The sequence below is a fragment of the Streptomyces sp. 147326 genome, from assembly GCF_045000215.1.
In the GTDB taxonomy this organism is placed as follows: Bacteria; Actinomycetota; Actinomycetes; order Streptomycetales; family Streptomycetaceae; genus Streptomyces.
Map to the genome: position 1 here is coordinate 8188080 of NZ_CP134201.1, position 25020 is coordinate 8213099.

Here is a 25020-nt window from a genome sequence, read left to right on the forward strand (position 1 = left end):
CGTGAGAAGGAGGCCCTCCGGTGTCATCGGGGCAGCAGGCACGCGCGCAGGCGGCCGCGATCAAGCCGAGCGGCCAGTCGTCGGAAGAGGTCCGCCCCCCGGCCGACCGGCTCCTCGCCCTTTTCGACGGCCGGCGCCTCTCGCCGGGCCAGCGCCGCATCGCCCAGTACCTGATCGACCACCTCACCGAGGCCGCCTTCCTCTCGATCACCGAGCTCGCCGAGCGGGTGGGCGTCAGCCAGCCCTCCGTGACCCGCTTCGCCTCCTCCCTCGGATTCAGCGGCTACCCCGCCCTGCGCGACGTGCTCCAGCCGATCGCGCTGAGCGCGGTCGCCGGCGCCCCGGACACCCGCGAGCAGATCCGCCGCAACGAGCTGCAGGCGGCCGTGGACGCCGAGATCGAGAACCTGGAGAACGTGCGCCGGCTGCTCGCCGACACCAACCAGGTGCTGGACATCGGCCGCGAACTGGCCGCCTCGGTGCCGCTGACCATCCTCGGGCTGCGCATCTCGGTCTCGCTGGCGGAGTACTTCGCGTACGCGGCCCGGCGCATCCACCCCGACGTCCGCCTGGTGACCCGCGGCGGCAGCGTCGCCTTCGACGCGCTGCTCCAGTCCAGGGCGGCCGGCGGGACCTGGGTCCTCGCCTTCGCCATGCCGAGGCACGCCAAGGAGACCCTGGCCGCCATCCGGGCCGCCCGCAGTACGGGGCTGCGCGTGGTCCTGATCACGGACCCCACCCTGGGGCCGCTGGTGGACGAGGCGGACGTGGCCCTGACGGCGGGGACCGGATCCCGGCTGGTGTTCGACTCGTACGCGGCGCCCGGGATGCTCTCCGCGGCCCTGCTCCAGTCCATGGCGGACGCGGACCCCGAGCGGACGCAGGCCCGCCTGGAGGACTACGAGCAGGTCGCCCACCATCACGGCTTCTTCCTGTAGCGCGGATCCGGCCCGCTCCACCAGGAGATATTCAGCCTTCGACGTGCATGAAATTTTTCATACTCTTGCTTACTCGACGGTATATATGTTTACTGACGACGGCGCTCCGGATCCACCAGATGCCAAGGAGGACGACCCCACGTCCTCTCGAACGTACGCACGGCACGACGAACCTCCTCACGTCGCGGCCGCGCGTCGAGTCCAGGCTTTCGGATCCCGCAGAGCGCCCATGGCGGCCTCGGTCAACCCCTGGGCCGAGGCCGCCCCCCAAGAACGTCTCGATCAGAGCTTCGACACCATTCGGAAGTGACGAGAATGCCCCAGACGGCCACGTTTACGCTCAGCCCGGACTGGCCCCTGCAGGTCAAGGCGCCCGGAACGCACGACTGGGAGCGCACGGCCACGCGCTGGCTGCGGGACCTCCTCCCGGCCCGCTACGGCGGCTACCTCACGCTCACCCGCCACCACGCGCTCCTGGCCCGGCACGTCCAGCTCCAGCTGCAGCACGAGATGCGCGCGGTGCGGGCGGCCCTGCAGACCAGCCGGGCCGAGCTGCCGACGATGGGCATAGCCGAGACGGTCATCGAGAACTCGATCAGGATGTACGCCCTGGAGCTCGAGCAGCTGAGCCGGCTCGCCCGTGGCGCGCGCCTGGTCTCGGACGCGCTCCTGGTGGGCACCCCCGCCCAGCGCAGGCGCTGAGGGCCCGGCCCGGGAGTTACGCGGGCTGCCAGGAGCGGAGCCGCGCGGCCACGTCGTAGACGCTCACGCGGAGCATGCGGATGTCGGTGATCAGGTCGCGCCACTGCTCGTAGGAGGCCTCCACCGCTTCACCGGAGGCCTCGATGTAGGCGACGGCGACCCCGTAGGCGAAGTACTCGTTGGAGTCGGGGAGCGGCCGGAGCAGGACGATCGCGTCGAGCAGCGCGGCCGCACGCCAGTAGGCGTCGGGGTCGTCCACTTCCAGGCTGGGCGTGTTGACCCGGTGCCGGGCGACGGCGGCGACCAGGGCGGAGTGGTCGGCCACCTCCACGTCCTTGAACAGCGCCTCCTGCCGCTCCAGCAACCAGCGGTGATCGATGTGCAGTTCCACGCGTCCGAGTATCCCCGCCCGGGGCCCGGCCGTGGGGCTTTTCGGGCCGGGCGGGGACGTACGCGGAGCCGGAACTACGGCTACGGCTTCGGCAGCAGGCAGCCGGGGCGGTTCAGGTCGATCTTGTTGCCGGGGCCTATGCAGGGGACGATGATGTAGGTCTCCTGGGCGTAGTTGATGCCCTGGCGGACCGTCACGTTGCCGTTCTGGTCGACCTCGCACGGGTTGTTCACCGTGCAGCGCCCGCCGTCCTCGTTGCCCGTGTTGTTGACGGCGACGACCTTGCCGGTCGTCGTGTCGATCACGGGCGAGCCGGAGGTGCCGCCGATGGTGTTGCAGGACGAGGTGTAGCGGACCGAGTCCTTCCAGGTCCAGTCGCCCTCCTTGAGGAGGTAGGCGAAGCCGTCCACGTTGCAGCTGTAGATCCGCTTCCAGTAGCCGGAGACCACCTTGATCGCCGAGCCCTGCGCCGGGCGTACGTCGTTCAGGGTCAGCGCGGTGATGCCGTACTGGCTCTGGATCTGTGCGTAGGTCTTGGTGAGCTGGTAGATCGAGACGTCCGTGTCGGTCATCGTCCCGTACGCGATCTTGCTGGCCCGCAGGGTCGCGACCTTCGAGCCCGACGAGTTGAGCAGCGAGAAGGAGCGGGAGGACGGCCGGTCCTGGACGACTTCGCCGGCGGCCGGGAAGCCGGTCTCCAGGCAGTGGCCGTTGGACAGGACGAGCGCGGGGTCGTTCGGCTGGGACGCGGGCGCGCGGACGACGGAGCCGGAACAGTTGCTGAGGGCCACGGTGCCGGCGAAGTTGACGGCGACGGCGGTCGCCGGGGGTGCGGCGGGCGCTGCGGGCGCGGCCTGGGCGGTCGGTGCGGTGGGAGCCGTGGGTGCCGAGGGTGCGGCGACGGCCGGGGCGACTGCTGCTCCCATCAGGAGCAGCGAGAGTAAGGCACCGGCGAGAGGCTTTTTCATGTGGGGGTTCCCCTCTGATGACAATGCGACCGAAGATCCTCCGGTTGTCATGTGCATTGTTGAGACACTTGCCTCAAGTAACAAGAGGGCATGGCGAGTTGGAGCCACCGCCGGTCGGCCGCCGGGGGAGGGGTCCCCGGCGGCTCCGGAGGGCCCGGGATCTGATCGCCGCACGGGTGTTCCGCAGCGGACGCTTTGCCTCCTACGGTCTGTGCACCATGGGTTCCGGATCGGGAGGCAGCGTGAAGCGCGAGATCGACATCGACCAGCTGGTGACGGCGATGAAGGCGGTCGACGAGGCGGGGCGGCTCTTCGAGGAGGCGCGCGCCGTGTACGAGGCGCGCGGCCTCAAGCGGAACAGCGACGACTTCAAGGTCCCCGGCGGCTCCGTCCAGACACTGCAGGGCGCGGAGGAGATGGCTCTCGGAACCCGGAAGTTCCTCACCGAGCTGGCGCTGGTCGTCGGCTACGCGACCGCGGGCTTCGAGGAACGCGTCGGCGGGAGATCGGCGACCGCCCGGACCGGATTCACCGGCATCTCCGGCGGCGGCGCCCGCATGGCCCGGCCGCTGCTCGACCCGACCGTGCGGGGGCTGCGCCTGCTGCTGGCCACCGACTTCTTCGAGCCCGTCTTCAGGGCCGAGATCGAAGAGGTCCTGCAGGCCGAGAAGGCGACCTACCCCGATCCCTCGATGTTCCGCATCCCCGCGGCGGCGGACGGCGCCGCCGCCACGGTCGGCCGTACGTCCTGACCCCCCGGGGTGCCGGGCCGGGCGTAGGGGGCGAGGCTGTGGGTATGCGTCATGCGCCCGTCGTCGTACACCGGATCTTCCCGTCGGGAGGCCGGCAGGTGACCCTGCGGACCGCGAGCGGAGAGCAGTCCCTCGGTCTGGCCCACTCGGACGAGGACGTCATCGAGTTCCTGCGGCGGGCCGGCATGCCGGACCCCGACGAGGTGGTCCTCGGCGGCACCGAACTGGTGCAGTGGGACGCGGACACCCCCCACGTGTACGAGGCCGACCCGCCCACCGAGGACCTCCCGTGAACTGACACCGGTCCCGCAGGTTCCGACGGGGTCGGGTGTGTGCCGGGGCGCTCCCCGCAGGGCGCCGAACGCAAGGTGGCCCGGCCCTCCGACCCCCCGCCACGTTCGGCGCCCGAGGAGACGCCCCGGCGCGCCCGGCTCCGGCCCCGCCGCACTGGCCCGTCTGCGGTGCCCCGCTCAAGTGGCGCAGCCGCCCGGCGCGCCCGGCTCCGGCCCCGGCCGCACCGGCCCGTCTGCGGTGGCTCCGCTCGAGGGCGCAGCCGACCCGCAGCCGGCCGGCTCACGCCCCCCTGCGGTGGAGGGACTCCAGCGCGGCCAGGTCGTCCGCGGTCAGGCGCAGGGCGCCCGCGGCCACGTTCGCCTCCAGGTGATCCGGATCGCCGGTGCCGGGGATGGCCAGCACGTGCGGCCCCCGCTGCAGGGTCCACGCCAGCCGCACCTGCGCCGGGCTCGCGCCGTGTGCCCGTGCGACGGCGAGCACCACCTCGTGCTCGGCGCCGCTCGCGCCCGCCTGCCGCCCGTCGCCGGCGATGGAGTAGAAGGGGACGAACGCGATTCCCAGTTCGCCGCAGGTGCGCAGGAACGCGTCGTGCTCGGGCCGCACCCCGATGCCGTACATGTTCTGCACGCACACGACCGGCGCGATGGCCCGCGCCTCTTCGAGGTGTTCGGGGGTGACGTTGGAGGTGCCCAGGTGGCGGATGAGACCCGCCTCGCGCAGCTCGGCGAGTGCTCCGAAGCGCTCGGCGATGGAATCGGACCCGACCACGCGCAGGTTCACCACGTCGAGGTGATCGCGGCCCAGCTGGCGCAGGTTCTCCTCGACCTGGCCGCGCAGCTGCCGGGCGGTGGCATGAGGAATCCACGCGCCGGACGGGTCCCGGCCCGGCCCGACCTTGGTGGTGATGACGAGGTCCTCCGGGTAGGGGGCCAGTGCCCGGCTGATCAGTTCGTTGGCGGAGCGCAGCGGTGAGAAGTAGAACGCGGCGGTGTCGATGTGGTTCACCCCGAGCTCAACGGCCCGGCGCAGCACACGGATCGCCCGGCCCCGGTCGCTGGGCACGGCGTCGTCCGCGAACGCCTCGCCACTCTGCGTCAGACGCATCGCGCCGAAACCGATCCGGTTGATCTCCAGGTCGCCGAGTGTCCAGGTACCCGCGGCCGCCGCGGTCATCGTCTGTGAGGTCATGCCCCGGATGATCTCCTCTGTGTATGCTGCCGGGCCATTGATGAGGGCATGTGTGAATCCTCGGGGGAGGGCTGGGCGATGCAGGCGGAGCTGACGTTCTCGGTGAGTGATCTGGCGCAGATGCGGTTCGCCGTCTCGCCGATGTGGGAGGTCGGCCCGAGCTTCCGGCTGCTGCGCTCCGGTGCAGCGTCCCCCGTGCACCGGCCCTGGGCCGAGCAGGTACGGCCACGGCTGGCGGCCGCCGGCCTCGACCGGGGCTGGCTGGCCGAACTGATCCCGCCCTCGGGGTACGTTCCCGACTTCCTCAATCCGGCACCCACGGGGCCGGCTCCCGCGCTGACGGAGGAACTGGCCAGGATCCGGGCCTCTCCCACCGCCCGGGTGCGCCAGGACCTCGACCGCCTGCGGCGCGAGCAGGGAGATCTCGGTCCCCGGGCACGGAGCCTGTACGCCGAGCCGCGGGCCCGCCTGGAGCGGGTCGCCGAGGAGATCGAGAGCTACTGGGAGCTGGCACTGGCGCCCTACTGGGCGCGGATCCGCGCGGTTCTCGACGCCGACGTCTTCCACCGGGCCCGGCAGGTCGCCGAGCACGGCGCGGGCCGGCTCTTCAACGATCTGCACCCGTCGGTGAGCTGGGACGACAACGCGCTCCGGCTGGCGCGCCGGCACCGGCCCCTGTCCCGCGGGACGGCGGGCGAGGGGCTCGTGCTGATTCCCTCCGCCTTCACCGGGCCGGTCCCGTTCACCCGCGCGACGCCGCCCGAACCGCCGCAGCTCGCCTATCCGGCGCGCGGCACGGGTGCGTTGTGGGAACCCCGGCCCGCCGCCCGGACCGAGGCCCTGGCCGCCGTCCTGGGCTGCTCCCGGACCCTGCTGCTGACCGAGCTGGAGTCCCCGGCCTCCACCACCGAACTGGCCCGGCGCACCGGACTCTCGGCGGGCGGGGTCTCCCAGTACCTCACCGCGCTGCGTGCCGCGGGATTCGTCAGTGCGCACCGGGCCGGCCGCTCCGTGCTCTACGCCCGCACCGCCGTCGCCGAGTCCGTCCTCGCCGGATCCTCCGAGGAGCGGTCCGGGCCGGTCCGCCCGCCCCACTCGTCCGGGTGATCACCTTTCACCGCCCTCGATCCGTGCTGCGACATGTCGCTATAAAGGGGCCGTCATGTTGATCAACTGATGGGCACTCATCATGCTGAAGGCCGCCCTGCGGGTCCTCGCCGCCGCCTCGCTCGCCTCCGCCGCCGCCATCTCCCCGGCCACCGCCGCACCTTCCGCCCCCACACCTTCCGTCTCCGCACCTTCCGTCTCCGCACGTTCCCTCCCCGCGCCCGCCCCGGACACCGGCCCCTGCGGGCCCGTTGCCGAGTTCGACTCGTGGGACTGGTTCAGCACCACCACCAACCCGTTCATCGCCTACGCCGTCGAGGCCGCGGCGAAGGCCGAGAACTGGCACTGGCGCGTCGACGGCAACACCCTGTGGCGCGGTGACACCCGCGAGAACGTCGAGGAGCTCTTCCGGGCGGGCTTCACCCCGCGCGGCGACCAGCTGACCCCGCTGGCCGAGTACATCGTCAAGGGCGGCGGCCAGACCAGCGCCCACCTCAGCACCAGTTGTGAGAAGTGGGTGGCCGAGAAGTTCGCCACCTACGGCACGGCCAGGACCGGATGGGTCTACGAGATCGAGGCCCCGGGCGGCATCGACGTGAACTCCACCGCCTGGGCCAACCAGTACGAATCGCCGTACCTGTGGAACAAGGAGATCGACTTCCCGGGCGGGGTGGAGGGACGGTTCATCAAGCAGGCCTGCAAGATCCGCCTGCTCAGCACCGACCCGGTGACCAAGGTCAACACCTACGAGAGCCTCGGCTGCAAGGACAACCAGGGCTTCGCACCCTTCCGCGCCGCCGACGAGCCGGCGCCCAGCCGCTGAGGCCGAGGGCCGGCCGGGCGGTTCCGGCCGGTGGCGGGATCACCGGGAGGCGATCCCGCCACCACCCGCCTCGTGCGTTCAGGCGGGTCCGTCCTTGAGGGTGCGGCCGAACTGCTCGTCCAGGACGGACAGCCGACGCCAGTACTCGTCCTCGTCGATCTCGCCCGAGGCGAAGCGCCGCCCCAGGATCGCGATCGGCGCGTGCTCGCCGTACGCCGCTGCCCGGTTCTGCCACGGGGCGCGGCGGCCGCGCCACACGGTGCGGCGCAGCACGGTGACGACGCCGATGACGACCGCCGCCCAGATCAGCGGGAAGAACAGCACCCACGGGCCGGGCCCGTCGTACGCGAGGGTGGTGAAGGTGTTCATCTCGGTTCAGCTCCTCGGAATCGTGGACTCTTCGTCTCACTCCGAGACTCGCTCCGGGAGGGGTGCCGGGTCGTCGTACGGCCGGCTGCACCGGGGGTACTTCCCCGGTAGTACGGCCGCGGGCGCCAAATCAGCCGAGCCAGCCGGGCCGGACCAGCCCGGACTCGTAGGCCAGGACGACCAGCTGGGCGCGGTCCCGGGCCCCGAGCTTGACCATGGTCCGGCTGACGTGGGTCTTCGCGGTGAGCGGGCTGACGACCAGGCGGCGGGCGATCTCCTCATTGGACAGGCCCATGCCCACCAGTGCCATCACCTCCCGCTCCCGCTCGGTGAGCCGGTCCAGCTCCGCCGCCGCGGCGGGCTGTTTCGAGCGGGCCGCGAACTCCGCGATCAGGCGGCGCGTGACCCCGGGGGACAGCAGGGCGTCGCCTGCGACCACCGCCCGCACCGCGCGCAGCAGTTCCTCCGGCTCGGTGTCCTTGACCAGGAAGCCGGAGGCACCGGACCGGATGGCCTCGAAGACGTACTCGTCGAGCTCGAAGGTGGTGAGCATGACCACCTTCACGGCGGCAGGCTGACTCTCCTCGGTGATCCTGCGGGTGGCTTCGAGCCCGTCCAGCACCGGCATCCGGATGTCCATGAGCACCACGTCGGGCCCAAGCTCCCGCACCAGGCGCACGGCTTCCGCGCCGTCGGCGGCCTCGCCCACCACCTCGATGTCGGGCTGGGCGTCGAGCAGTGCCCGGAACCCGGCCCGGACGAGGAGCTGGTCGTCGGCCAGCAGGACGCGGATCACGGCTCCTCCTCCCCTTCCCCGTCGGCCGAGGCCGCCAGCGGGAGCCTCGCGATCACCCGGAAGCCGCCGTCCGGACGCGGTCCGGCCTCGATGTCGCCCCCCAGGGCCGAGGCCCGCTCGCGCATCCCGACGAGACCGTTGCCGCTGCCGTCCGTGGCGCCGCCCGTGGCCGGTCCGTCGTCCTCCACGCGCAGTTCCAGGGCGCGCGGCCGCCAGCCGAGGCGGATGCGCGCCGTGCGCGCACCGGAGTGCCGTACGACATTGGTCAGCGCCTCCTGCAGGATGCGGAAGGCGGCCAGATCCACGCCGGGCGCCAGCGCCCGGGCCTCTCCCTCGGCCGAGACGTCCACGGTGAGCCCGGCCGCCGCAGCCTGCTCGACGAGCTCGTCGAGCCGGTCGAGGCCCGGTGCGGGGGTGCGCGGCGCCTCGCCGGGGGCGCGCAGGGTGTCGAGGACCTGCCGGACCTCGCCCAGGGCCTCCTTGCTCGCCGCCTTGATGGTGGTCAGCGCCGTACGGGCCTGCTCGGGATCGGAGTCGAGCAGGGCCAGCCCGACGCCCGCCTGGACATTGATCACCGAGATGCTGTGGGCGAGGACGTCGTGCAGTTCCCGGGCGATCCGCAGCCGCTCCTCGTCCACCCGGCGTCTCTCGGCCGCCCGCCGCTCGGCCCGCTCACGGGCCCACTGCTCCCGGCGCAGGCGGACCAGCTCGGAGACGGCGAGGATCGCGAGGACCCACGCGGTGACGGCCACCTCCTGCGACCAGGACGCCGGCCCGTCCCCGACGGGCGGGAGCCACCGGTACAGCCAGTGGCCGATCAGCAGGTGTCCGGCCCAGAGCAGGCCGACGGCGCCCCAGGCGGCCCGGCGACGGCCGGCGACGACGGCGGCGAAGCAGGCCACGGCCAGGCTGAGGAAGACGGGGCCGTAGGGGTACCCGGCGCCGACATAGACCAGGGTGACCACGCTGACCGCGTACACCACGGCCACCGGATGGCGGTGCCGTGCCACGAGGAGGGCGGGCCCGAGCAGCAGCAGGAGCCGCGCGAAGCCGTCCAGAGCCACCCGCCCGCTCTGCGCGTGCGCCGCCCACCCGGCACCGACCTGAGCGAAGACGGCGACGAGCAGCGCGGAGCGCCAGGCCGGGCCCCGCCCGGTCCGCTCCACCCACCTCCGCCACGGGGGACCCGGGCGCTCGCGCAGCTCGTCCATACGGCCACGCTAGACCGCACCCGCCCTCACCCGCGTCACCCCGGCGTAGCGTTTCAGGCGTACTCCCCAGGTACTACGCGCACCCGGCCCCGGAACCCCTCCGGCCCCGGGCCCTGCGGATGCGAGGCTCGCCCGGATGGGGGAAGCTGGGCATGATCTCAGCGCCGAGGCTGGGACCGACGGGCGAGGAGGACGTCGTGGACGCATCAGGAGACGGCCGGCGCGTCCGTGGCCCCTGGACCAGGGTGCGGACCGCCACTCTGCTCTGTGCGGCCGCGGCTCTCGCAGCGGGCACCGTACCGGCCTCCGCGCAGCCCCGGGCCGTGCCGGCTCCCACGCCGGATCCGGTCGTGGTCGTCGACTGCTTCTCGAAGGCCCAGGTACGCCCCGAGGAGTACCTGCTGGCCTGCGGCGACGGCAACAACCGCCTCGTACGGCTCCGCTGGGACACCTGGGGGCCGCAGACCGCAACGGCCACGGGCACCGACATGGTCAACGACTGCAAGCCCTACTGCGCGGCGGGCCGCTTCCGGTCCTACCCGGTGACGGTGACCCTGAGCAGCCCGGAGCCCTGGCCGGACCGTCCCGACCTCCGGCGCTTCACCATGATCCGGCTGCTCTACACGGACACCGCCCCGGCCCCGGTCCCCAAGGACGTGAGCTACAAGCTCGTGTACTGACGGGCCCCGGCGCGGCAGCTGCCGCGCCGGGCGTGAGGGCACAGCCCCCCCGCTCAGCCCAGGAAGTCGGAGACGAGCTCGGCGAACTCCTCCGGGGTGAGGACCGTGACGCCCAGCTCCGCCGCCTTGACGGCCTTGGAGCTCGGCTTCCCGCTCGCGGACGGCGCGCAGACCAGGTAGGCGGTCTTGGAGTTGACGCTGCTGCCCGCCTTGCCACCGGCCTTCTCGACGAGCGCGTTCATCTCCGAGCGACCCATGGTCTCCAGCGGTCCGCTCATCTTGCCGGTGACGACGACGGTCTTCCCCGCCAGCGGGCCCTCCGCGGCCGCCCGGGGCTGCTGCGGCTCCGTCATGTTGACCCCGGCCGCGGCCAGTTTGTCGATGACCGGGGCCAGCGAGGCGACCTGCTCCACGACGACCGGGGCCTTCTCCGGCCCGATGCCTTCGACTTCCTGCATCTCGGAGGCGTCGGCCTGCCGGATGGCGTCCATCGTGCCGAAGTGCGCGGCGATGCGGCGGGACATGCTGCGCCCGGTGCCGAGCACGCCCAGGGCGCAGAAGACGCGGCTGAGCGGGCGGGACCTGGCCGCCGCGATCTGCTCGGCCAGCTTCGCTCCGCGCTTGGCACTCCCGGAGGCGGCGGTGAGTTGATCCTCGGTCAGGGTGAACAGGTCGGCGACGTCGGTGACGTCACCGGACTCGATCAGCGCGTTGACGTACGTCCTGCCCAGACCGTCGATGTCGAGCATGTCGCGTCCGGCGGCGTACTCGATCAGCGCGGGCAGCGCGCACGCGGAGCCCTGCGCGCAGCGCCACCGCTCCTGTTCCTTGTTGATCTCCCCACCGCAGTTCGGACAGGCCGTGGGAAGCGGCACCTCCTGCGCACCGGCCGGGCGGCGGCCGATGACGGCGGCCTGGACGCGCGGGATGATGTCGCCCGCCTTGTACACCGTCACCGTGTCGCCGATGTGGAGGTCGCGGCGGCGGATGTCGGCGGGGTTGTGCAGGGTGGCCCGGGTGACGGTGGATCCGTCGATGTCCACCGGTTCGAGGACGGCCGTCGGGGCCAGCACGCCGGTCCGGCCCACGTCCCAGACCACGTCCTTCAGTACCGTCTGCCGCTCGACCGCCGGGAGCTTGAAGGCGATCGCCCAGTACGGGAACCTGCTGCCGAACCCGGCCGCTGCCTGCTCGGCGGCGTCGTTCGCCTTGATCACGACCCCGTCGATGCCGAACGGCAGACCCGGGCGCAGCGCGGCGATCTCGTCGACCTTCTGCTGCGCCTCGGAAAGCGTCGCGACCACGTGCAGGCCGGCCGGAGTGCCGGCCGTGGTCTGCACACCGGCCTCGGCGACGGCGGCCAGGACCTCGGCGTGCGTGGCCCCGGCGGGGACGAAGCCGACGCCGTCCAGCTCGACCGCCCCGTACGCCCAGAACGTCATCGCGAGCCGGTAGGGGCGGTCCTTCGCGCGCAGCGTGCCGGCCGTGCCGTTGCGCGGGTTGGCGAAGACCTGCGCGCCGTGTGCGGTGCGGACCTCGTTCGCCGTCTCGAACTGCGCCTGCGTGAACAGGACCTCGCCGCGCACCTCGAACGTGGCCGGCACGGGCAGTTGCCGGGGCAGGCCCTCGATGGTGCCGATGACGTGGCTGACGTCCTCGCCGTGCGTGCCGTTGCCGCGGGTGATGATCTGCTCCAGCCGCCCGGCGCGGTAGCGGGCGGCGACGGCCGCTCCGTCCATCTTCGGCTCGACCGTGAACCCGCCCGCGGGTGCGTGGCCCAGGCGGCGCTGGAGCGAGGCCTCCCAGGCGACCAGGCCGGCCGGGTCGAAGACGTTGTCGAGGCTGAGCAGCCGGGTGGTGTGCGCTATGTCGCCGACCGGGGCCGCACCGTCACCGACCAGGCCGGTCGGGGAGTCCTGGGCGGCCTCGTCCGGGTGCTCCGCCTCCCAGGCGAGCGCGGAAAGGCGCAGCCGGTCGTAAGTGGCGTCGTCCAACGTGGTGTTCTCCCCGCCGTAGTAGGCGTGGGACGCCTCGCGCAACTGCTGGAGCGCGGCACGGTAGTCGGCGTGGCCGGACAGGCTGGGCAGGCTGGACAACGCCTCATCGGCGGGAAGGATCGTCATGAGGATGATCCTCTCCCAGGGGTCTGACAATGCCCGGCGGCCGGGAAGGGGGCAGCCCGCGGCGGGTGATCAACCCGAGGTCGGTGCGCCGACTGCGGAATCGGTGGGTCCGCCTCCGTGGTGACGGCGCGGGCAGGCTAGATTGCACCGGGCCGGGGCCGTGCCGGACGTCCGCCCCTGGCGGCGATCGGTCGGCGCCCTGACGTAAGTTGTCCCACGGCCCACCGGGTCAGGTCGGGCAAAACGGGCGAGAACGGGCAGGAGTGGGCAGGACATGGCGCGACGCGAACGTGCGGAAGCGGGCCGGGGCGTCACCTCCGCCACGCCCGCGGTTCCGGGCTCCGAGATAGCCGCGGCGGCCGACGGCGGGCTCGCGGCCCGGGGGTGGCTCCGCCTGGGGCGGGACGGCCGGCTGACCGCCTACGCGAGCTGTTCCGAGGGCCTGGTGCGCTGGACCGAGTCGGCGCCCGGCTCGGACGTCTGGCAGGGTCCCGACCTCTTCCCCGTGGAGGGCTGGGCGGGCCGGTTCACACTGGCCCAGGACTCCACCGGGTTCGTCTGGTTCGCCGGCACCCGCTACCGGGACGGGGCGCCGGGCGGCCGCGAATTCGTCATCGCCGCCCAGTACCAGACCGGCCGCCCGCTCAGCGACTGGCGTGCGGTGGGCAACCCCTTCCCCGAGCCTGAGCGGGAGGGGGAGTCCCAGCCCCCGCCGGGGGACCCGATGGTGCTGCCCGACGGCTCCGGATCGCTCCACGTCGTCGCCACCCGCTTCGGGTCCGGCGTGTGCGGCCGGACCCGGCGCGCCGACGGCAAATGGGGCAATTGGACGGACTATCAGGGCAAATGGGCACGAGGCGCCGTCGTTCCCCTGGTGACGGCCCAGGGCCGGGCCGAATTCCTCGCGCCCTTCCGGGGCGGGGCCTCGTACTGGAGCCAGGACAGGCCCGGCAACGACTTCCGGTGGCTCGGGCGCATGCAGGCCGACGCCGTCGAGGGCACGTTCAGCGCCTTCGAGACGGGCCCCGGCACCGGCACCTACTTCTGGCGCCACCCGGCGGACGGCGGCGTGATCGCCTACCGCCCGATGGCCCCCGCCGGAGCGCCCCGCGTGCCGATGCCGCTGGGCGGGGCGGGCGGCGCCGGCCCGGTGGGCATCGCGCGTACGCGCATCAACGGGTACGACTGCACCGTGCTGCTGCAGCGGGGCGCCGAGGGATGTCCTGAAATCGCCGCCTATCCCACGGAGGGTGAGCAATACGGTGCTTGGTGGGCCCCTGTGGGGGACCTCTGCGCCGGGCTTCCGGCCATCGCCCTCGACGCCCGTGGCGCGGTCACGATCGCGATGATCGACACGGACGGTGGCCTGCGGATCGCCCGGCAGGACCTGATGGACGCGGGTCTCGCCTTCGACCCCTGGTGCCGCGTGGGGTGACCTAGCTCACCGGGTGTGCGCGCGCTCTGGCCGGTGACGGTCCGTGTCTTCGCGCGTCCCCCCGCACCGGAGGGGAGTTGGCCTGTTCCGTGCGCTTTGCAGATCGTCGCACCTTCGCAAGCGTGAAGCTTTGAGAGGCTTGCGCGCTTGTGAATACTTGCTCGCCGTTGCGCAGTTGCCCTACGCTGCGCACACCCTGTGAGGGTCGCATAAGTGTGCGGGCCGGGGGTGGGGAGGGTCGAGTGTGCGGGGAGCGGTGGGTGACCAGATTCAGGGGCGGGTCTGGCGGCGCGTCGCGGCGATTCCCGGCGCGCTGTGAGAAGTGTGTCTACCAAGGAGTTCTCTGAGTGGCAGGTATGCCCCGCCTGAGCGTCGTCGTGCCCTTTCAGGACGTCGAGATCTACCTCGAGGAGTGCCTCGAGTCGATAGCCAGGCAGACGTTCCGCGACCTTGAAGTGATCATGGTCGACGACGGCTCGACCGACTCCTCCACCGCGATCGCCGCGGACTTCGCCCGCCGGGACCCGCGGTTCCGGCTGCTGCGTCAGGAGTCGATGGGACCGGGCCACGCCAGGAACGTCGGCATCCGCGCAGCCCACCCCCAGGCGGAGTTCCTCGCGTTCGTCGACGGCGACGACGTGATACCCGAGTACGCCTACGAGTTGCTCGTCCGGACCCTCGAAGCCTCCGGCTCCGACTTCGTCTCGGGCAACGTGCAGATGATGAACTCCACCAAGAGGTGGCAGTCCCCGCTGCACAAGGCGCCCATGCGGAGCAACAAGCGCGGCACGCACATCACCAAGCTGCCGGACCTCATCTACGACCGCACGGTGTGGAACAAGGTGTTCAGGCGGTCCTTCTGGGACTACCACTACATCGCGTTCCCCGAGGGCGTGATGTACGAGGACTCCTGGGTCAACATGTTCGCCCACTTCCGGGCCGCCAAGGTCGACATCCTCACGGACATCGTCTACTTCTGGCGCCGGCGCGAGGGCGGGGCGGCTCCCTCCATCACCCAGCGGCACACCGAGTTCAGCAACCTCCAGGACCGTGTCGCCGCGGTGCAGTCGGTCAGCCGCTTCCTCGCCGGACACCGTGCGCGCTCCTACTCCGACCACAAGCGCAAGTACGATCTCGCCTGCCTGAAGTCGGACTTGATGCTCCACCTGAAGGTGCTCCCGGACGCCGACGAGGAGTACCGGGAAGCCTTCATGCAGTGGGCGAACGAGTTCCTGGACGAGGCCGACGCCGACATCATCCACGAACTGCCCGCCGACGCCCGCGTCAAGTGGCTCCTGGTGCGCGAGGGCCGGCTCAAAGAACTGCTCGACGTCGTCGAGTTCGAGCGCAAGGGCGGCCCCCTGCCCGTTCAGCGGCGCTTCCACCGCTACCTCAACTACCCCTATCTCGGGGACCGGTCGATCGGGCTGGACAAGAGCGCGTACCGCCTGGACAAGGAACTCTCGCTGCACGGGTCGCTGTCGTCCGCGCGCTGGGACGACTCCGACCAGCTGACCCTCGAGGGCTCCGCCTACGTCCGCTTCATCAACGTGCACAAGCGGCACATGTCGATGAAGGCGATCGCGCTGCGGAACAAGAAGCAGGGCCGGGTGGTCGTCGCCAAGGCGAAGAGCAGCTACTATCCGCAGGCCACCGAGTACTCCCAGCAGAACCGGTACTGCTACGACTGGTCCGGATTCCAGGTCCGCTTCGACGTCTCCCGCCTCAAGCGCAAGGGCGAGTGGGTCGAGGGGACCTGGGACGTCGCGGCCGGCGTCCTGAGCCGCGGCCTGTTCCGCTACAAGGGCATAGCCCGGGGCGGGGCGGGCAGTGCGGCCAACCCGCCCTACCGGTACGTGGACAAGAACATCCGCGTGGTCCCGCTCTTCCTGCAGGGCAAGCTCAAACTCCGCGTGGAGACGGTGCGTTGCCGCATCACGCGCCACCGCATGGTCGGCGACAACCTCGAACTCGGCGGCGTCTACCTCGGTGCCAAGATCCCCGAGTGGGGCAAGTTCCGGGTCACGAGCATGGGCGGGGCCGGCCGGCACGACTCGTGGGTCCACTTCCAGCCGGGTGGCGAGGGCTGGTACACCTTCGTGACCCGCATCCCGGTCAAGGCGCTCGTCCCCGGCCACCGCACCAACGCCTCCGACGGGGTTCCGGAGACCTGGAACACCGGCGCCAACGGCTGGAAGACCACGCTGCACGTCGAGGGGCGCAAGGCGGCCCTCTACCCCGTCATGGCGGAGGACGCCACCGACGGCCACTACCGGATGCCGGCCGGACTGCAGACCGAGCGCGCGGACCGCGAGGTCTTCGTGCACCGCAACGGCTCCGGCTACGTGGTGCTGTTCGAGCGGGACACCCTGCCGCTGGCCAAGTCCGCCACCTGGCGCCCGGACGGCTCCCTGGAGGTCGTCGTCGGCTACGCCGCGCAGGACAGGCTCGACTCCTCCGAGTTCGCCGCGGCGCACATCGTCGTGCGCTCCCGCGCCCACGGCGCGGAGCGCACGGTCCCCATCACCTGGTACGGCGAGGAGTTCCGCTTCGTCGTCACCCCCGCGGCGATGCGCACCCTGGCCGGAGAGGTTCCGCTGGCCTCAGGCCGCTGGGACTTCTTCCTGCGCCGCCAGGACCCGTCCGCCGTCACCGCGGAGAACCGCTCCAACGACCTCATGGTCAAGATGACGCAGGAGCTGATCCCCGCCTTCCCCAGCGAGATGACCAGCGACGAGCGGCGCTACGAGCTCCAGGCCGAGGCCTACGACCGGCTCTCGCTCCTGGTCCACTCGGCCATGCCGGACGAGGCCCGCGGCCCGTACCGGCAGAAGCTGATGCGCACCAAGACGTACCCGGAGGCCCGTCGCAAGCCGGTGACGCAGGCGGTGCTGTTCGACGCCTTCAAGGGGACCCAGTACTCCGACAGCCCCCGTGCGCTGCACGAGGAGATGGTCCGCCGCGGCGTGGACCTCGAGCACCTGTGGGTGGTGCGCGACGACCAGGTCGCCGTTCCGCCCACCGCACGCCCCGTGCGCATGTGGTCCCCCGACTGGTACGAGGCCATGGGACGGGCCCGGTACATCGTCGCCAACAACCACCTGCCCGACTGGTTCCAGAAGCGCGACGGACAGATCGTCGTGCAGACCTGGCACGGCACCCCGCTCAAGCGCATCGGGCACGACATCGAGGCCGTGCACTTCGCGGACAAGCGCTACCTGGAACGCGTGGAGAAGGAGGTGCAGAACTGGGACATGCTGGTGTCCCCGAACAGTTTCAGCACCCCGATCCTGAAGCGGGCCTTCCAGTTCCCGGGCGAGATGGTCGAGAGCGGCTATCCGCGCAACGACATCCTGCGCCGGGCGGACTCCGGCCGGCGGGCGGCGGAAGTGCGCCGCCGCATCGGCCTCCCGCCGGGCAAGAAGGTCATCATGTACGCGCCGACCTGGCGCGACGACCAGTTCTACGCACCCGGCAAGTACAAGCTCGACTTCCGCATCGACCTCGACGATGCCAAGGCACGGCTGAGCCACGACCACGTCCTGCTCGTGCGCCGCCACCCCAACGTGGTGGACCCGGTGCCCGGCGCCGGCGACGGCTTCGTCTACGACGTGTCCGACTACCCGGACATGGCGGACCTCTCCCTCATCACCGACGTGATGATCACGGACTACTCCTCCCTGATGTTCGACTTCGTCAACACCGGGCGGCCGATCCTCTTCTTCACCTACGACCTGGACCACTACCGGGACACCCTGCGCGGCTTCTACTTCGACTTCGAGCAGTCCGCGCCCGGTCCGCTGCTGTTCAGCTCCCCCGAACTGATCGGGGCGATCCGCAACATCGACCGCATCCAGCACGGCTACGCCGCCCGCTACCGCTGGTTCCAGCAGGAGTTCTGCGATCTGGACGACGGCTACGCCTCGGCCAGGCTGGCCGACCGCATCCTGATCGCCGGAGGGGACCTCGACCCCGCCCGGGCCCAGGCGCCCGCCGTCGGCGCGGCGGGCGGCCGTCTGCCGGGCCAGGCAGGCCAGCCGGGCGGGCCAGGTCCATGGAACGGAGGCACCCTCGGCCAGGTGCCGCGCCAGCCGGTGAGAAGAATGGATTCCGAGCATGTCTAAGGCAGCCCAGAACGCGCGCCGCGTCTTCACCGGCGTGGACTCCGCCGGGGCGGTGCCCATCGAGTACCGGTTCTCCCACGCGAGGAACGGCAACCGCCATCTGGTCGTGGTCTTCGCGAACCGCTACGCCCCCGGTGAGTGGGGCTGGGCGAACGGAAAGCTCGACCTGCTCCGGTCGAACATCCTCTGGGTCCGCGACCTGTTCGACGGCGCGAACACCTACTACCTGTGCAAGGGGATGGACTTCTCCCTGGAGCAGTCCGTCGCCGGGCTCATCTCGCGCGTCATGCACGCCCTGTCCCTCTCGCCGGACCAAGTGACCATGTTCGGCAGCTCCAAGGGCGGCAGCGCGGCCCTCTTCTACGGACTGAAGTACGGCTTCAGGAACATCGTGGCCAGCGTGCCCCAGTTCCGGATCGGAACCCGCGTCAAGGAGGGCAACCCCGACGCGGTCCGGGTGATGATGGGCGAGGCGACGGAGCAGAACGTACGCGTCCTCGACTCGGTCCTCCCCGACCTGGTCCACAGCGGGGCGAACCGCTCGGCCAACATCTACGTGGTCAGCTCGCCCCAGGACGAACAGTACGCCAGCCAGGTGGAACCGTTCATCAGGCTGTTCCAGGGGCACGAGAACTTCAACTTCGTCTACAACGACTCTCCCCTCATCACCGACCACGGGAAAGTCACCCTGCGCAACCTCCCCACCCTGATCGGGCTGTTGAACCTCCTCGTCGAAGGCATCGCCCCACGGTTCGGCATGGTCCGCAACGGCTACGAAGAGCCGGAGCGCGACAACTCGGCCATCGAGGCCTACCTGACGCAGACCTCCCTGGTGCAGAGCAACGACGCCTTCCCCAAGCCGGTGGTGCTGTCCCCGACGCCGGAGGACCGGGTCCCCGCGAACACCGTCCGCTTCACCGGGACCGCCCCGGGCGCCGTGCGCGTCAGCTTCTGGCAGGACGGGAAGCACAAGGGTTCCGCGCCCGTCGCCGCCGACGGCACGTGGGTCTGGGAACGCAGCAGCCCCTGGCCCAAGGGGAGGCACGTCGTCAGGCTGTTCGCCGCGGACGCGAACAACTACCAGACCGAGCGCACCGAAGTGGTCTTCACCGCCGTGGAGCACGCGTCCGAGCCCCTGCCCGAGTACGTTCCTGCGCCTCCGCCGCTGCCGAGGCCGGCCCAGCCCCTCGCGCTCTCGGTGACGGCCCCGGCCGCCCACCAGCAGGTGCAGGGCCCCGCCGTCGGATTCGCGGGCTACGCCCCCGGCGCCGTACGCGTGGACTTCCAGGAGGGCGGCGTGACCCTGGGCACGTGCGACGTGCGGTCGGACGGCAGCTGGATCTGGGAATCGGGCTGGGCCTGGAACGAGGGCGACCACTTCGTCGAGGCCATCGCGGTCGACGCCGTAGGCAACGCCTCCCCGTGGACGGCCGTCCCCTTCACCACGGTGAACGCCTACACCGTGCCCACCCAGCCGGGCAACTTCTTCAACCCGCGCTACTGACGCCGGGACCGGCGGAGGGAGTGGCCGGCGGAGCGTCGGCCGGACGGCTCACCCGCATCACCAGGGCCCGGTGGTCGGAGGCCTTGGTGTCCACCACCTCGCAGGCGGTGCGGGGCAGCCGCGTGAAGAGGTAGTCGATCTTCGTGCCGTCCTCGTGCGTGGCCCGTCCCTTCCGGGAGTCGCCCTTCTGATCGCACTCGCGGTACGTGGTGTAGGTCTCCGACGGCCAGATCCACGCGGAGGTGTTCCGGTTGCCCACCGGCGGCGGGGCGTTGAAGTCGCCGCCGAAGACCGTACGGGCGTCGGTCGCCGACGTGGCGACCAGCGAGCTCAGCTGGTCGTCGCGGAAGTCCCAGTCGGGGTGCTCGTCGTCGCTCTCCCGCAGCGACAGGTGCGCGTTGCACACCCGCAGCCCCTGGGCCGGGACCCGCGCACACAGGATCCCGCGGTGCAGCCCCACCGTCGGCTGCTCGGTCGGGACGAGCTCCACATCGGTGAGCCGGGAGGCGGCCAGCAGACCGTAGCCGGCCTGGCCGCGCCCCTGCCCGGTGCAGTCGACGGCGGTGCGCCGCCCCGCCGCGTCCACGTCGGCGTACGGTTCGAAGACGGAGTGCCACTCCGGGCCCAGGCGCACGGCCGAGGACAGCAGGTCCTCCGAGCACACCTCCTGCAGGAGCAGGACCCGTACGCCGGAGTCGCCGACCAGGTCGCGCAGCTGCTGGAACTTGTCCTTCGGGCTGCCCGTCTCCTCGCAGCTCCACTGCCGCACCCCGCACATGTTCCAGGTCGCGACCGAGACCTCGTCCCCGCTCCCGGCGCCCGCGACCGAAGCCGGGGCCTGCGCGGACGTACACGCCACCACCGAGGTCAGCAGGCTCAGGGTCGCCGCCGCGCGGCCGAACCGGCGGCCGGACGGCCACCGCCCGGTCTCCTTGTGTCTCTCCATGCGGACATCATTGAGTATCCGCCGGTCAGACCGTGCATCGGCCCGGGTGTGAACGGCTGCGGCACGCGCTCCGGGGCTGCCGCGGACGTCGGCCGCAGCGCTTCGACGGCCTACGCGCGGAGCACGGACGCGGGCGCGGCCTGGGCGGGGAGCAGGGCCGCGGAGAGTTCGCGCACCGTGGACATGTCGCTGAAGGGGAGCAGCGCCTCGCCCACGATCTGGTAGGGCTCGCTGCCCTTTCCGGCGATCAGGACGACGTCCTCGGGACCCGCGGCCGACAGGGCGAACTCGATGGCTTGGCGGCGGTCGGCGAAGCGCTCGAACGGGGTACCGGTCGCCACGAGGCCCGGCGTGACCTGGTCCAGGATGGCCTCGGGGTCTTCGTTGCGGGGGTTGTCCGAGGTGAGGACGCAGAGGTCGGAGTGGGTTCCGGCGATCCTTCCCATGTCGGCCCGCTTGGTGGTGTCGCGGTCCCCGCCGCAGCCGAAGACGGTGACGACCCGGCCGCGCGCGAAGCCGCGGATGGTGGTCAGGACCTTGTCCAGGGAATCCGGCGAGTGGGCGTAGTCCACGATCACGGAGGTGCCGACCGGGGTCCGGAAGCGTTCGAAACGGCCCGGTACGGGAGGCATCCGGTCGAGTGCGTCCACCAGGGCGCCCAGGTCGTGGCCCAGGACGTGACAGGCGGCCACGGTGGCCAGCGCGTTGGCCACCGAGAACTTCCCCGGAACGGGGATCGACGCCGGATACGCGCGCCCGCCGTGGTGCAGGGTGAACCGCGTGCCGGAAGCACTCACGGCGAGGCCGGTGGCCCGGTAGTCCGCCGGGGCGTCGATCGCGTACGTGGTCACCGCCCCGGGCATCATCGACCGGATCCCGGCGCCCACGGGATCGTCGGCATTGACCACGGCGTGCCGGCACAGGCCCTGGAACAGCCGGAGTTTGGCGTCCCGGTAGTTCGCCATCGTGCCGTGGTCGTCCAGATGGTCCTGCGTCAGATTGGTGAAGACGCCGACGTCGATGAAGGTGCGGTCGACCCGGTGCGTCAGCAGGGCCATCGAGGTGGCCTCCAGCACCACGCTGCCGGCGCCGCGGTCGCGCATGCACCCCAGCAGGTACTGCAGGTCCGGCGACTCCGGAGTGGTCAGCACCGAACGCGGCATCGGGATCAGCTCGTCGCCGATGCGGCTGCCGGCGGTCCCGATGACCCCCACCTTCGCGCCCTCGGAGATCCGCAGGGCGGACTCGACCATGTACGACACGGATGTCTTGCCGTTGGTACCGGTGATCGCCACCATGTCCATCTGCCGCCCGGGCTCGCCGAAGTACCGCGAGGTCACGACCGCGGCCGCCGTCCGGGTGTCGGGCACCCGCACGGCGCAGGCACCCGGCGGCCACACCGACGCCGGAAGCGCCGGCTCCCTCCCGTCGACGAGTACCGCGGCCGCTCCTCGGGCGAGTGCGGGCGACACGGACTCCGGTCCGCCCTCCCGGTGCCCGGGCACGGCGATGAACAGCGAGCCGGGCATCACCCGATCCGCGTCGAACGTCGTTCCCGCGGTGATCGACGTCGTCTCCGGGTCACCCCGGAGTACGTGGTGCTCCTGCCCGGCCAGCAACTCGCTCAGCTTCACAATGATCCCTTCGAGGGGGCTCGGCCCGGGCGTGCGGCCGTAGCCAGGCGGCAGCGCCGGCGGCATGCCGGGAGGCTGCGGTGGTGACGTGGAGCGGGGCGGGCGATCGTCCGGCGAGAGCGGGACGACGAGGTGGCCCGGCGCGGCAGGAGAGCCCCGGCCACTGCGTGGAGCAGCGGCGCGCCGGGAGGAGGCAAGCGCTAGCCGTGGCCGTGCAAGGCGACCCGGCGGGTCTCGGGCGCCTCGACGTCAGCCGCGGCGGCGGCGGGGACGACGGCGGCCGGGCGCAGTCCGGAGGCGGCCTGCTGCAGGCACTGCCTCGTCGAACCCGTGCGACCCATGGCCCGAGTGTACGGCCGATCGGGCGACGCGATGCCCACGTCGGACAGGCCCTAGGGTGGCCTGGTGACGAACGGGGCTGTGGGCATGAGTGGCGAAGAACGGGTGCTGTACGGGTGCATGGGCCTCGGCGGGAGCTGGGAGCCCGGTGCGTACGGGCCCTGCGACATCGATGCCGCCGAGGCGGCCGTCGCAGCCGCCCTGGAGAGCGGGATCACCACCTTCGACCACGCCGACATCTACCGGCACGGGAAGGCCGAGGCCGTCTTCGGCGAAGTGCTCGCCCGTACGCCGGGGCTGCGCGACCGCATCACGCTCCAGACCAAGTGCGGGATCCGGCTCGGCGGCGCGGACCGCCCGGGGATCTACGACCTGCGCGGGGAGAGCATCACGCGGCGGGTGGAGGAGAGCCTGACCCGGCTGCGCACCGACGTGATCGACGTCCTGCTGCTGCACCGTCCCGATCCGCTGGCGGACGTGGACTCCATCGCATCGGCGCTGACGTCCCTGTACCGGCAGGGTCTCGTGCGGCGCTTCGGCGTGTCCAACATGGGCGCCGCGCAGATCGCCCACCTCCAGGCGCGTCTCGACGTCCCGCTGGTGGCCAACCAGCTGGAGATGAGCCTGCACAGCCGTGACTGGGTCGAGGCCGGCGTGCTGCTCAACACATCTGAGTCCGCGGCCAACGGCTTTCCGTTCGGCACGCTGGAGCACTGCCGAGACCACGGCATCCGCCTCCAGGCGTGGGGCGCGCTGGCGCAGGGCCGGTTCACCGGCCGCCAGCAGACGCCGGCCGAGCGGGCCACCGCGGAGCTCCTGGCCGAGCTGGCCCGGCGCAAGGACACGACGCCCGAGGCGGTCCTGCTGTGGTGGCTGATCCGGCACCCCGCGGGGATCGCGCCCGTCATCGGTACCGCCCGCCCCGACCGGATCCGCGCCTGCCGCGACGCGGCCGTACGGGAGCCCGACCTCACGCACGAGGAGTGGTACGAGCTCTGGATCACGGCCCGCGGAGTCCCGCTGCCCTGATCCGGCAACCCGGCCGGGCGGCACGGGGGTTAGCCCCACCGGGAGCCGACCGGTCTGCTGGATGGGGCCACGGGGTGAGATCAACAAGGCTTGTGCCATGACGACTTACCCGAAGAAGGCCCTGCTCCTCGCCCTCGCCGCGGCCTCCGTGGCCACCGGCCTGACCACCGCGACCGCCGCAGCGGCGGCCGCCCGGCCCACGACGGCCGCCCCGCAGCTCCGTTGGCACACCTGCGCCGATCCGGACGTGCCCACCGGCCAGGAGTGCGCCGAGCTGCCCGTCCCGCTCGACTACGACGATCCCGACGGCCGGCAGCTCACCGTCGCCGTCTCCCGCATCCGCAGCGACCGCCCCGAGGCCCGGCGCGGCACGCTCGTCGTGCTCCCCGGCGGTCCGGGCGGATCCGGCGTGCAGCGCCTGAAAACGAAGGGCGACGCCCTCCGCCGGGAACTCGGCGGCGCGTACGACCTCGTCGCCTTCGATCCGCGCGGTGTGGGCGCCAGCACCACCGCGACCTGCGGCCTCGCCCCCGAGGACCGGTACCTCACCACCCTGCGGTCCTGGCCGGGCCCGAACGGGGAGATCACCGAGAACGTCGCCCGCTCCCGGCGCATCGCCGAGGCCTGCGCCCGCAACGGCGGCCCCGAGCTGCGCAGCTTCACCACCGCCAACCAGGTCCGCGACATGGACCGCTTCCGCGAGGCGCTCGGCGAGCGCAAGCTCTCCGCCTGGGGCACCTCGTACGGGACCTACGTGGGGGCCGTGTACGCGCAGAAGTACCCGCAGCGCACCGACCGCTGGGTCCTCGACAGCAGCGGCGACCCCGACCCGAAGCGGGTCGCCCGCGGCTGGCTGGCGAACATGGCGCAGGGCGCCGCGGACCGCTTCCCCGACTTCGCGGCCTGGGCCGCCCACCCCGACCGGGACGGGGACGGCCTGCGACTGGCCGGGCGGCCGGAGGAGGTCGAGCCGCTCGTCGTCTCGCTCGCCGCCGCGCTGGACCGCGCACCGAGGGAATCGACCACCCCGGGCGTGCCCCTGACCGGCAACGGCCTGCGCCAGGCCCTCCAGAACGCCCTCTACAGCGACTCCGCGTTCGCGCCCTTCGCCCGGCTCGCCAAGGAGGCCGGGGACGCGGCGAAGCAGCCCGTTCTCCCGCGCGAGCTCGCCCAGCCCATCCCGGATCCGGACGCCGCGCTCATGGTCGCCGTCATCTGCAACGACGTGGCGTGGCCGGACGCGCCGATGGCCTCGTACCAGCGCGCGGTCGACGCGGACCGCGCCCGCCACCCGCTCACGGCCGGCATGCCGGTGAACGTGCTGCCCTGTTCCTTCTGGAAGGACGCCCCGGCGCAGAAGCCGACCCGGATCACCGACGACGGGCCGTCCAACATCCTCATGCTCCAGAGCCGCCGGGATCCGGCGACCCCGCTCTTCGGAGGACTGAAGATGCGTGAGGCGCTGGGGGACCGGGCCCGCCTGGTCACCGTCGAGCAGGGCGGCCACGGGCTCTACCTCGGCAACGGCAACGCGTGCGGCAACCGCGCCGTCACGGAGTTCCTCACCACCGGCAGGCGTCCGGCCCGGGACACGGACTGCGCGAACTGAGTACGGCGCCCCGGCACGGCCACCGCCTCCCGCGCGCGGTGGCGACCCGGCCGCGCCA

22 protein-coding genes are annotated in these 25020 nt (G+C 71.9%); 12 read left to right on the forward strand and 10 right to left on the reverse strand.

Annotated features, from left to right (window positions below; translation table 11 throughout):
* Window positions 1-20 precede the first annotated feature (20 nt).
* Both RIU97_RS37700 and RIU97_RS37705 read left to right on the forward strand, forming a co-directional pair.
* Complete coding sequence (locus tag RIU97_RS37700) at window positions 21-938, forward strand: MurR/RpiR family transcriptional regulator (protein WP_351302892.1); 918 nt, start codon at window positions 21-23, stop codon at window positions 936-938.
* Between the two features lie 315 nt (window positions 939-1253).
* Window positions 1254-1640 (forward strand): hypothetical protein, encoded by a 387-nt coding sequence (locus RIU97_RS37705; RefSeq protein WP_030723417.1) that lies wholly within the window; start codon window positions 1254-1256, stop codon window positions 1638-1640.
* Window positions 1641-1656: 16 nt separating this feature from the next.
* Here RIU97_RS37705 and RIU97_RS37710 read toward each other — a convergent pair whose 3' ends face one another.
* Window positions 1657-2031 (reverse strand): hypothetical protein, encoded by a 375-nt coding sequence (locus tag RIU97_RS37710; protein WP_030723419.1) that lies wholly within the window; start codon window positions 2029-2031, stop codon window positions 1657-1659.
* A gap of 80 nt (window positions 2032-2111) precedes the next feature.
* Window positions 2112-2999, reverse strand: coding sequence for a trypsin-like peptidase domain-containing protein (locus tag RIU97_RS37715; protein ID WP_404961967.1), 888 nt, complete (start codon window positions 2997-2999; stop codon window positions 2112-2114).
* Between the two features lie 242 nt (window positions 3000-3241).
* On the opposite strand from RIU97_RS37715, the gene RIU97_RS37720 reads away from it, so the two are divergent.
* Both RIU97_RS37720 and RIU97_RS37725 read left to right on the forward strand, forming a co-directional pair.
* Window positions 3242-3751, forward strand: coding sequence for a hypothetical protein (locus RIU97_RS37720; protein ID WP_404961968.1), 510 nt, complete (start codon window positions 3242-3244; stop codon window positions 3749-3751).
* Window positions 3752-3795: 44 nt separating this feature from the next.
* Window positions 3796-4044: a hypothetical protein gene (locus RIU97_RS37725; protein WP_404961969.1), complete on the forward strand. Its 249-nt coding sequence runs from the start codon at window positions 3796-3798 to the stop codon at window positions 4042-4044.
* A 280-nt stretch (window positions 4045-4324) separates the two neighbouring features.
* Here the strand turns inward: RIU97_RS37725 and RIU97_RS37730 are convergent, their stop codons facing one another.
* On the reverse strand, window positions 4325-5233 hold the full coding sequence (locus RIU97_RS37730; RefSeq protein ID WP_404961970.1) for an aldo/keto reductase: 909 nt from the start codon (window positions 5231-5233) through the stop codon (window positions 4325-4327).
* 48 nt (window positions 5234-5281) lie between these two features.
* Here RIU97_RS37730 and RIU97_RS37735 point away from each other — a divergent pair, with 48 nt between their 5' ends.
* Together RIU97_RS37735 and RIU97_RS37740 are read left to right on the forward strand one after the other, a co-directional pair.
* On the forward strand, window positions 5282-6340 hold the full coding sequence (locus RIU97_RS37735; RefSeq protein ID WP_404961971.1) for an ArsR family transcriptional regulator: 1059 nt from the start codon (window positions 5282-5284) through the stop codon (window positions 6338-6340).
* Window positions 6341-6422: 82 nt separating this feature from the next.
* Window positions 6423-7163 (forward strand): hypothetical protein, encoded by a 741-nt coding sequence (locus tag RIU97_RS37740; RefSeq protein ID WP_404961972.1) that lies wholly within the window; start codon window positions 6423-6425, stop codon window positions 7161-7163.
* Window positions 7164-7241: 78 nt separating this feature from the next.
* Here RIU97_RS37740 and RIU97_RS37745 read toward each other — a convergent pair whose 3' ends face one another.
* The 3 genes from RIU97_RS37745 to RIU97_RS37755 all read right to left on the reverse strand — a co-directional run bounded on the left by RIU97_RS37745 (window position 7242) and on the right by RIU97_RS37755 (window position 9539).
* Window positions 7242-7532 carry an SHOCT domain-containing protein gene (locus RIU97_RS37745; protein WP_404961973.1) on the reverse strand — a complete coding sequence of 97 codons (291 nt, stop codon included), beginning with the start codon at window positions 7530-7532 and terminating at the stop codon, window positions 7242-7244.
* Window positions 7533-7662: 130 nt separating this feature from the next.
* Window positions 7663-8328 carry a response regulator gene (locus tag RIU97_RS37750; protein ID WP_404961974.1) on the reverse strand — a complete coding sequence of 222 codons (666 nt, stop codon included), beginning with the start codon at window positions 8326-8328 and terminating at the stop codon, window positions 7663-7665.
* Window positions 8325-9539, reverse strand: a complete 1215-nt coding sequence (locus tag RIU97_RS37755; RefSeq protein WP_404961975.1) for a sensor histidine kinase — start codon at window positions 9537-9539, stop codon at window positions 8325-8327. The genes RIU97_RS37750 and RIU97_RS37755 overlap by 4 nt, the downstream gene beginning before the upstream one ends.
* A gap of 197 nt (window positions 9540-9736) precedes the next feature.
* Between RIU97_RS37755 and RIU97_RS37760 the strand changes: the two genes are divergently transcribed.
* Complete coding sequence (locus RIU97_RS37760) at window positions 9737-10219, forward strand: hypothetical protein (protein ID WP_404961976.1); 483 nt, start codon at window positions 9737-9739, stop codon at window positions 10217-10219.
* Between the two features lie 53 nt (window positions 10220-10272).
* Here the strand turns inward: RIU97_RS37760 and ligA are convergent, their stop codons facing one another.
* Window positions 10273-12342 carry an NAD-dependent DNA ligase LigA gene (gene ligA, locus RIU97_RS37765; protein WP_404961977.1) on the reverse strand — a complete coding sequence of 690 codons (2070 nt, stop codon included), beginning with the start codon at window positions 12340-12342 and terminating at the stop codon, window positions 10273-10275.
* A 274-nt stretch (window positions 12343-12616) separates the two neighbouring features.
* Between ligA and RIU97_RS37770 the strand changes: the two genes are divergently transcribed.
* The 3 genes from RIU97_RS37770 to RIU97_RS37780 all read left to right on the forward strand — a co-directional run bounded on the left by RIU97_RS37770 (window position 12617) and on the right by RIU97_RS37780 (window position 19405).
* Window positions 12617-13777 carry a hypothetical protein gene (locus tag RIU97_RS37770; RefSeq protein ID WP_404961978.1) on the forward strand — a complete coding sequence of 387 codons (1161 nt, stop codon included), beginning with the start codon at window positions 12617-12619 and terminating at the stop codon, window positions 13775-13777.
* Window positions 13778-14133: 356 nt separating this feature from the next.
* Window positions 14134-17901, forward strand: a complete 3768-nt coding sequence (locus RIU97_RS37775; protein ID WP_404963079.1) for a CDP-glycerol glycerophosphotransferase family protein — start codon at window positions 14134-14136, stop codon at window positions 17899-17901.
* Window positions 17894-19405 (forward strand): hypothetical protein, encoded by a 1512-nt coding sequence (locus RIU97_RS37780; RefSeq protein ID WP_404961979.1) that lies wholly within the window; start codon window positions 17894-17896, stop codon window positions 19403-19405. Before RIU97_RS37775 ends, RIU97_RS37780 begins: the two co-directional genes overlap by 8 nt.
* On the opposite strand, the gene RIU97_RS37785 is transcribed toward RIU97_RS37780, so the two are convergent.
* The 3 genes from RIU97_RS37785 to RIU97_RS37795 all read right to left on the reverse strand — a co-directional run bounded on the left by RIU97_RS37785 (window position 19389) and on the right by RIU97_RS37795 (window position 22326).
* The gene (locus RIU97_RS37785; protein WP_404961980.1) at window positions 19389-20351 is read right to left on the reverse strand and encodes an endonuclease/exonuclease/phosphatase family protein; all 963 of its coding nucleotides are present in this window, start codon (window positions 20349-20351) and stop codon (window positions 19389-19391) included. The two genes, RIU97_RS37780 and RIU97_RS37785, sit on opposite strands and share 17 nt — an antisense overlap.
* A gap of 110 nt (window positions 20352-20461) precedes the next feature.
* Window positions 20462-21985 carry a UDP-N-acetylmuramoyl-L-alanyl-D-glutamate--2,6-diaminopimelate ligase gene (locus RIU97_RS37790; protein ID WP_404963080.1) on the reverse strand — a complete coding sequence of 508 codons (1524 nt, stop codon included), beginning with the start codon at window positions 21983-21985 and terminating at the stop codon, window positions 20462-20464.
* Window positions 21986-22185: 200 nt separating this feature from the next.
* The gene (locus tag RIU97_RS37795) at window positions 22186-22326 is read right to left on the reverse strand and encodes a hypothetical protein (protein ID WP_404961981.1); all 141 of its coding nucleotides are present in this window, start codon (window positions 22324-22326) and stop codon (window positions 22186-22188) included.
* Window positions 22327-22411: 85 nt separating this feature from the next.
* Here RIU97_RS37795 and RIU97_RS37800 point away from each other — a divergent pair, with 85 nt between their 5' ends.
* The gene (locus RIU97_RS37800) at window positions 22412-23353 is read left to right on the forward strand and encodes an aldo/keto reductase family oxidoreductase (protein ID WP_404961982.1); all 942 of its coding nucleotides are present in this window, start codon (window positions 22412-22414) and stop codon (window positions 23351-23353) included.
* A gap of 97 nt (window positions 23354-23450) precedes the next feature.
* On the forward strand, window positions 23451-24962 hold the full coding sequence (locus RIU97_RS37805) for an alpha/beta hydrolase (RefSeq protein WP_404961983.1): 1512 nt from the start codon (window positions 23451-23453) through the stop codon (window positions 24960-24962).
* Window positions 24963-25020 lie beyond the last annotated feature (58 nt).

Bases quoted from the DNA above. Each gene is read 5' to 3' on its own strand.
- RIU97_RS37705 (WP_030723417.1), top strand. From the start codon at position 1,254: ATGCCCCAGACGGCCACGTTTACGCTCAGCCCGGACTGGCCCCTGCAG.
- RIU97_RS37715 (WP_404961967.1), bottom strand. From the start codon at position 2,999: ATGAAAAAGCCTCTCGCCGGTGCCTTACTCTCGCTGCTCCTGATGGGA.
- RIU97_RS37725 (WP_404961969.1), top strand. From the start codon at position 3,796: ATGCGTCATGCGCCCGTCGTCGTACACCGGATCTTCCCGTCGGGAGGC.
- RIU97_RS37730 (WP_404961970.1), bottom strand. From the start codon at position 5,233: ATGACCTCACAGACGATGACCGCGGCGGCCGCGGGTACCTGGACACTC.
- RIU97_RS37735 (WP_404961971.1), top strand. From the start codon at position 5,282: ATGTGTGAATCCTCGGGGGAGGGCTGGGCGATGCAGGCGGAGCTGACG.
- RIU97_RS37740 (WP_404961972.1), top strand. From the start codon at position 6,423: ATGCTGAAGGCCGCCCTGCGGGTCCTCGCCGCCGCCTCGCTCGCCTCC.
- RIU97_RS37745 (WP_404961973.1), bottom strand. From the start codon at position 7,532: ATGAACACCTTCACCACCCTCGCGTACGACGGGCCCGGCCCGTGGGTG.
- RIU97_RS37755 (WP_404961975.1), bottom strand. From the start codon at position 9,539: ATGGACGAGCTGCGCGAGCGCCCGGGTCCCCCGTGGCGGAGGTGGGTG.
- ligA (WP_404961977.1), bottom strand. From the start codon at position 12,342: ATGACGATCCTTCCCGCCGATGAGGCGTTGTCCAGCCTGCCCAGCCTG.
- RIU97_RS37770 (WP_404961978.1), top strand. From the start codon at position 12,617: ATGGCGCGACGCGAACGTGCGGAAGCGGGCCGGGGCGTCACCTCCGCC.
- RIU97_RS37775 (WP_404963079.1), top strand. From the start codon at position 14,134: ATGCCCCGCCTGAGCGTCGTCGTGCCCTTTCAGGACGTCGAGATCTAC.
- RIU97_RS37780 (WP_404961979.1), top strand. From the start codon at position 17,894: ATGTCTAAGGCAGCCCAGAACGCGCGCCGCGTCTTCACCGGCGTGGAC.
- RIU97_RS37785 (WP_404961980.1), bottom strand. From the start codon at position 20,351: ATGGAGAGACACAAGGAGACCGGGCGGTGGCCGTCCGGCCGCCGGTTC.
- RIU97_RS37795 (WP_404961981.1), bottom strand. From the start codon at position 22,326: ATGGGTCGCACGGGTTCGACGAGGCAGTGCCTGCAGCAGGCCGCCTCC.
- RIU97_RS37800 (WP_404961982.1), top strand. From the start codon at position 22,412: ATGAGTGGCGAAGAACGGGTGCTGTACGGGTGCATGGGCCTCGGCGGG.
- RIU97_RS37805 (WP_404961983.1), top strand. From the start codon at position 23,451: ATGACGACTTACCCGAAGAAGGCCCTGCTCCTCGCCCTCGCCGCGGCC.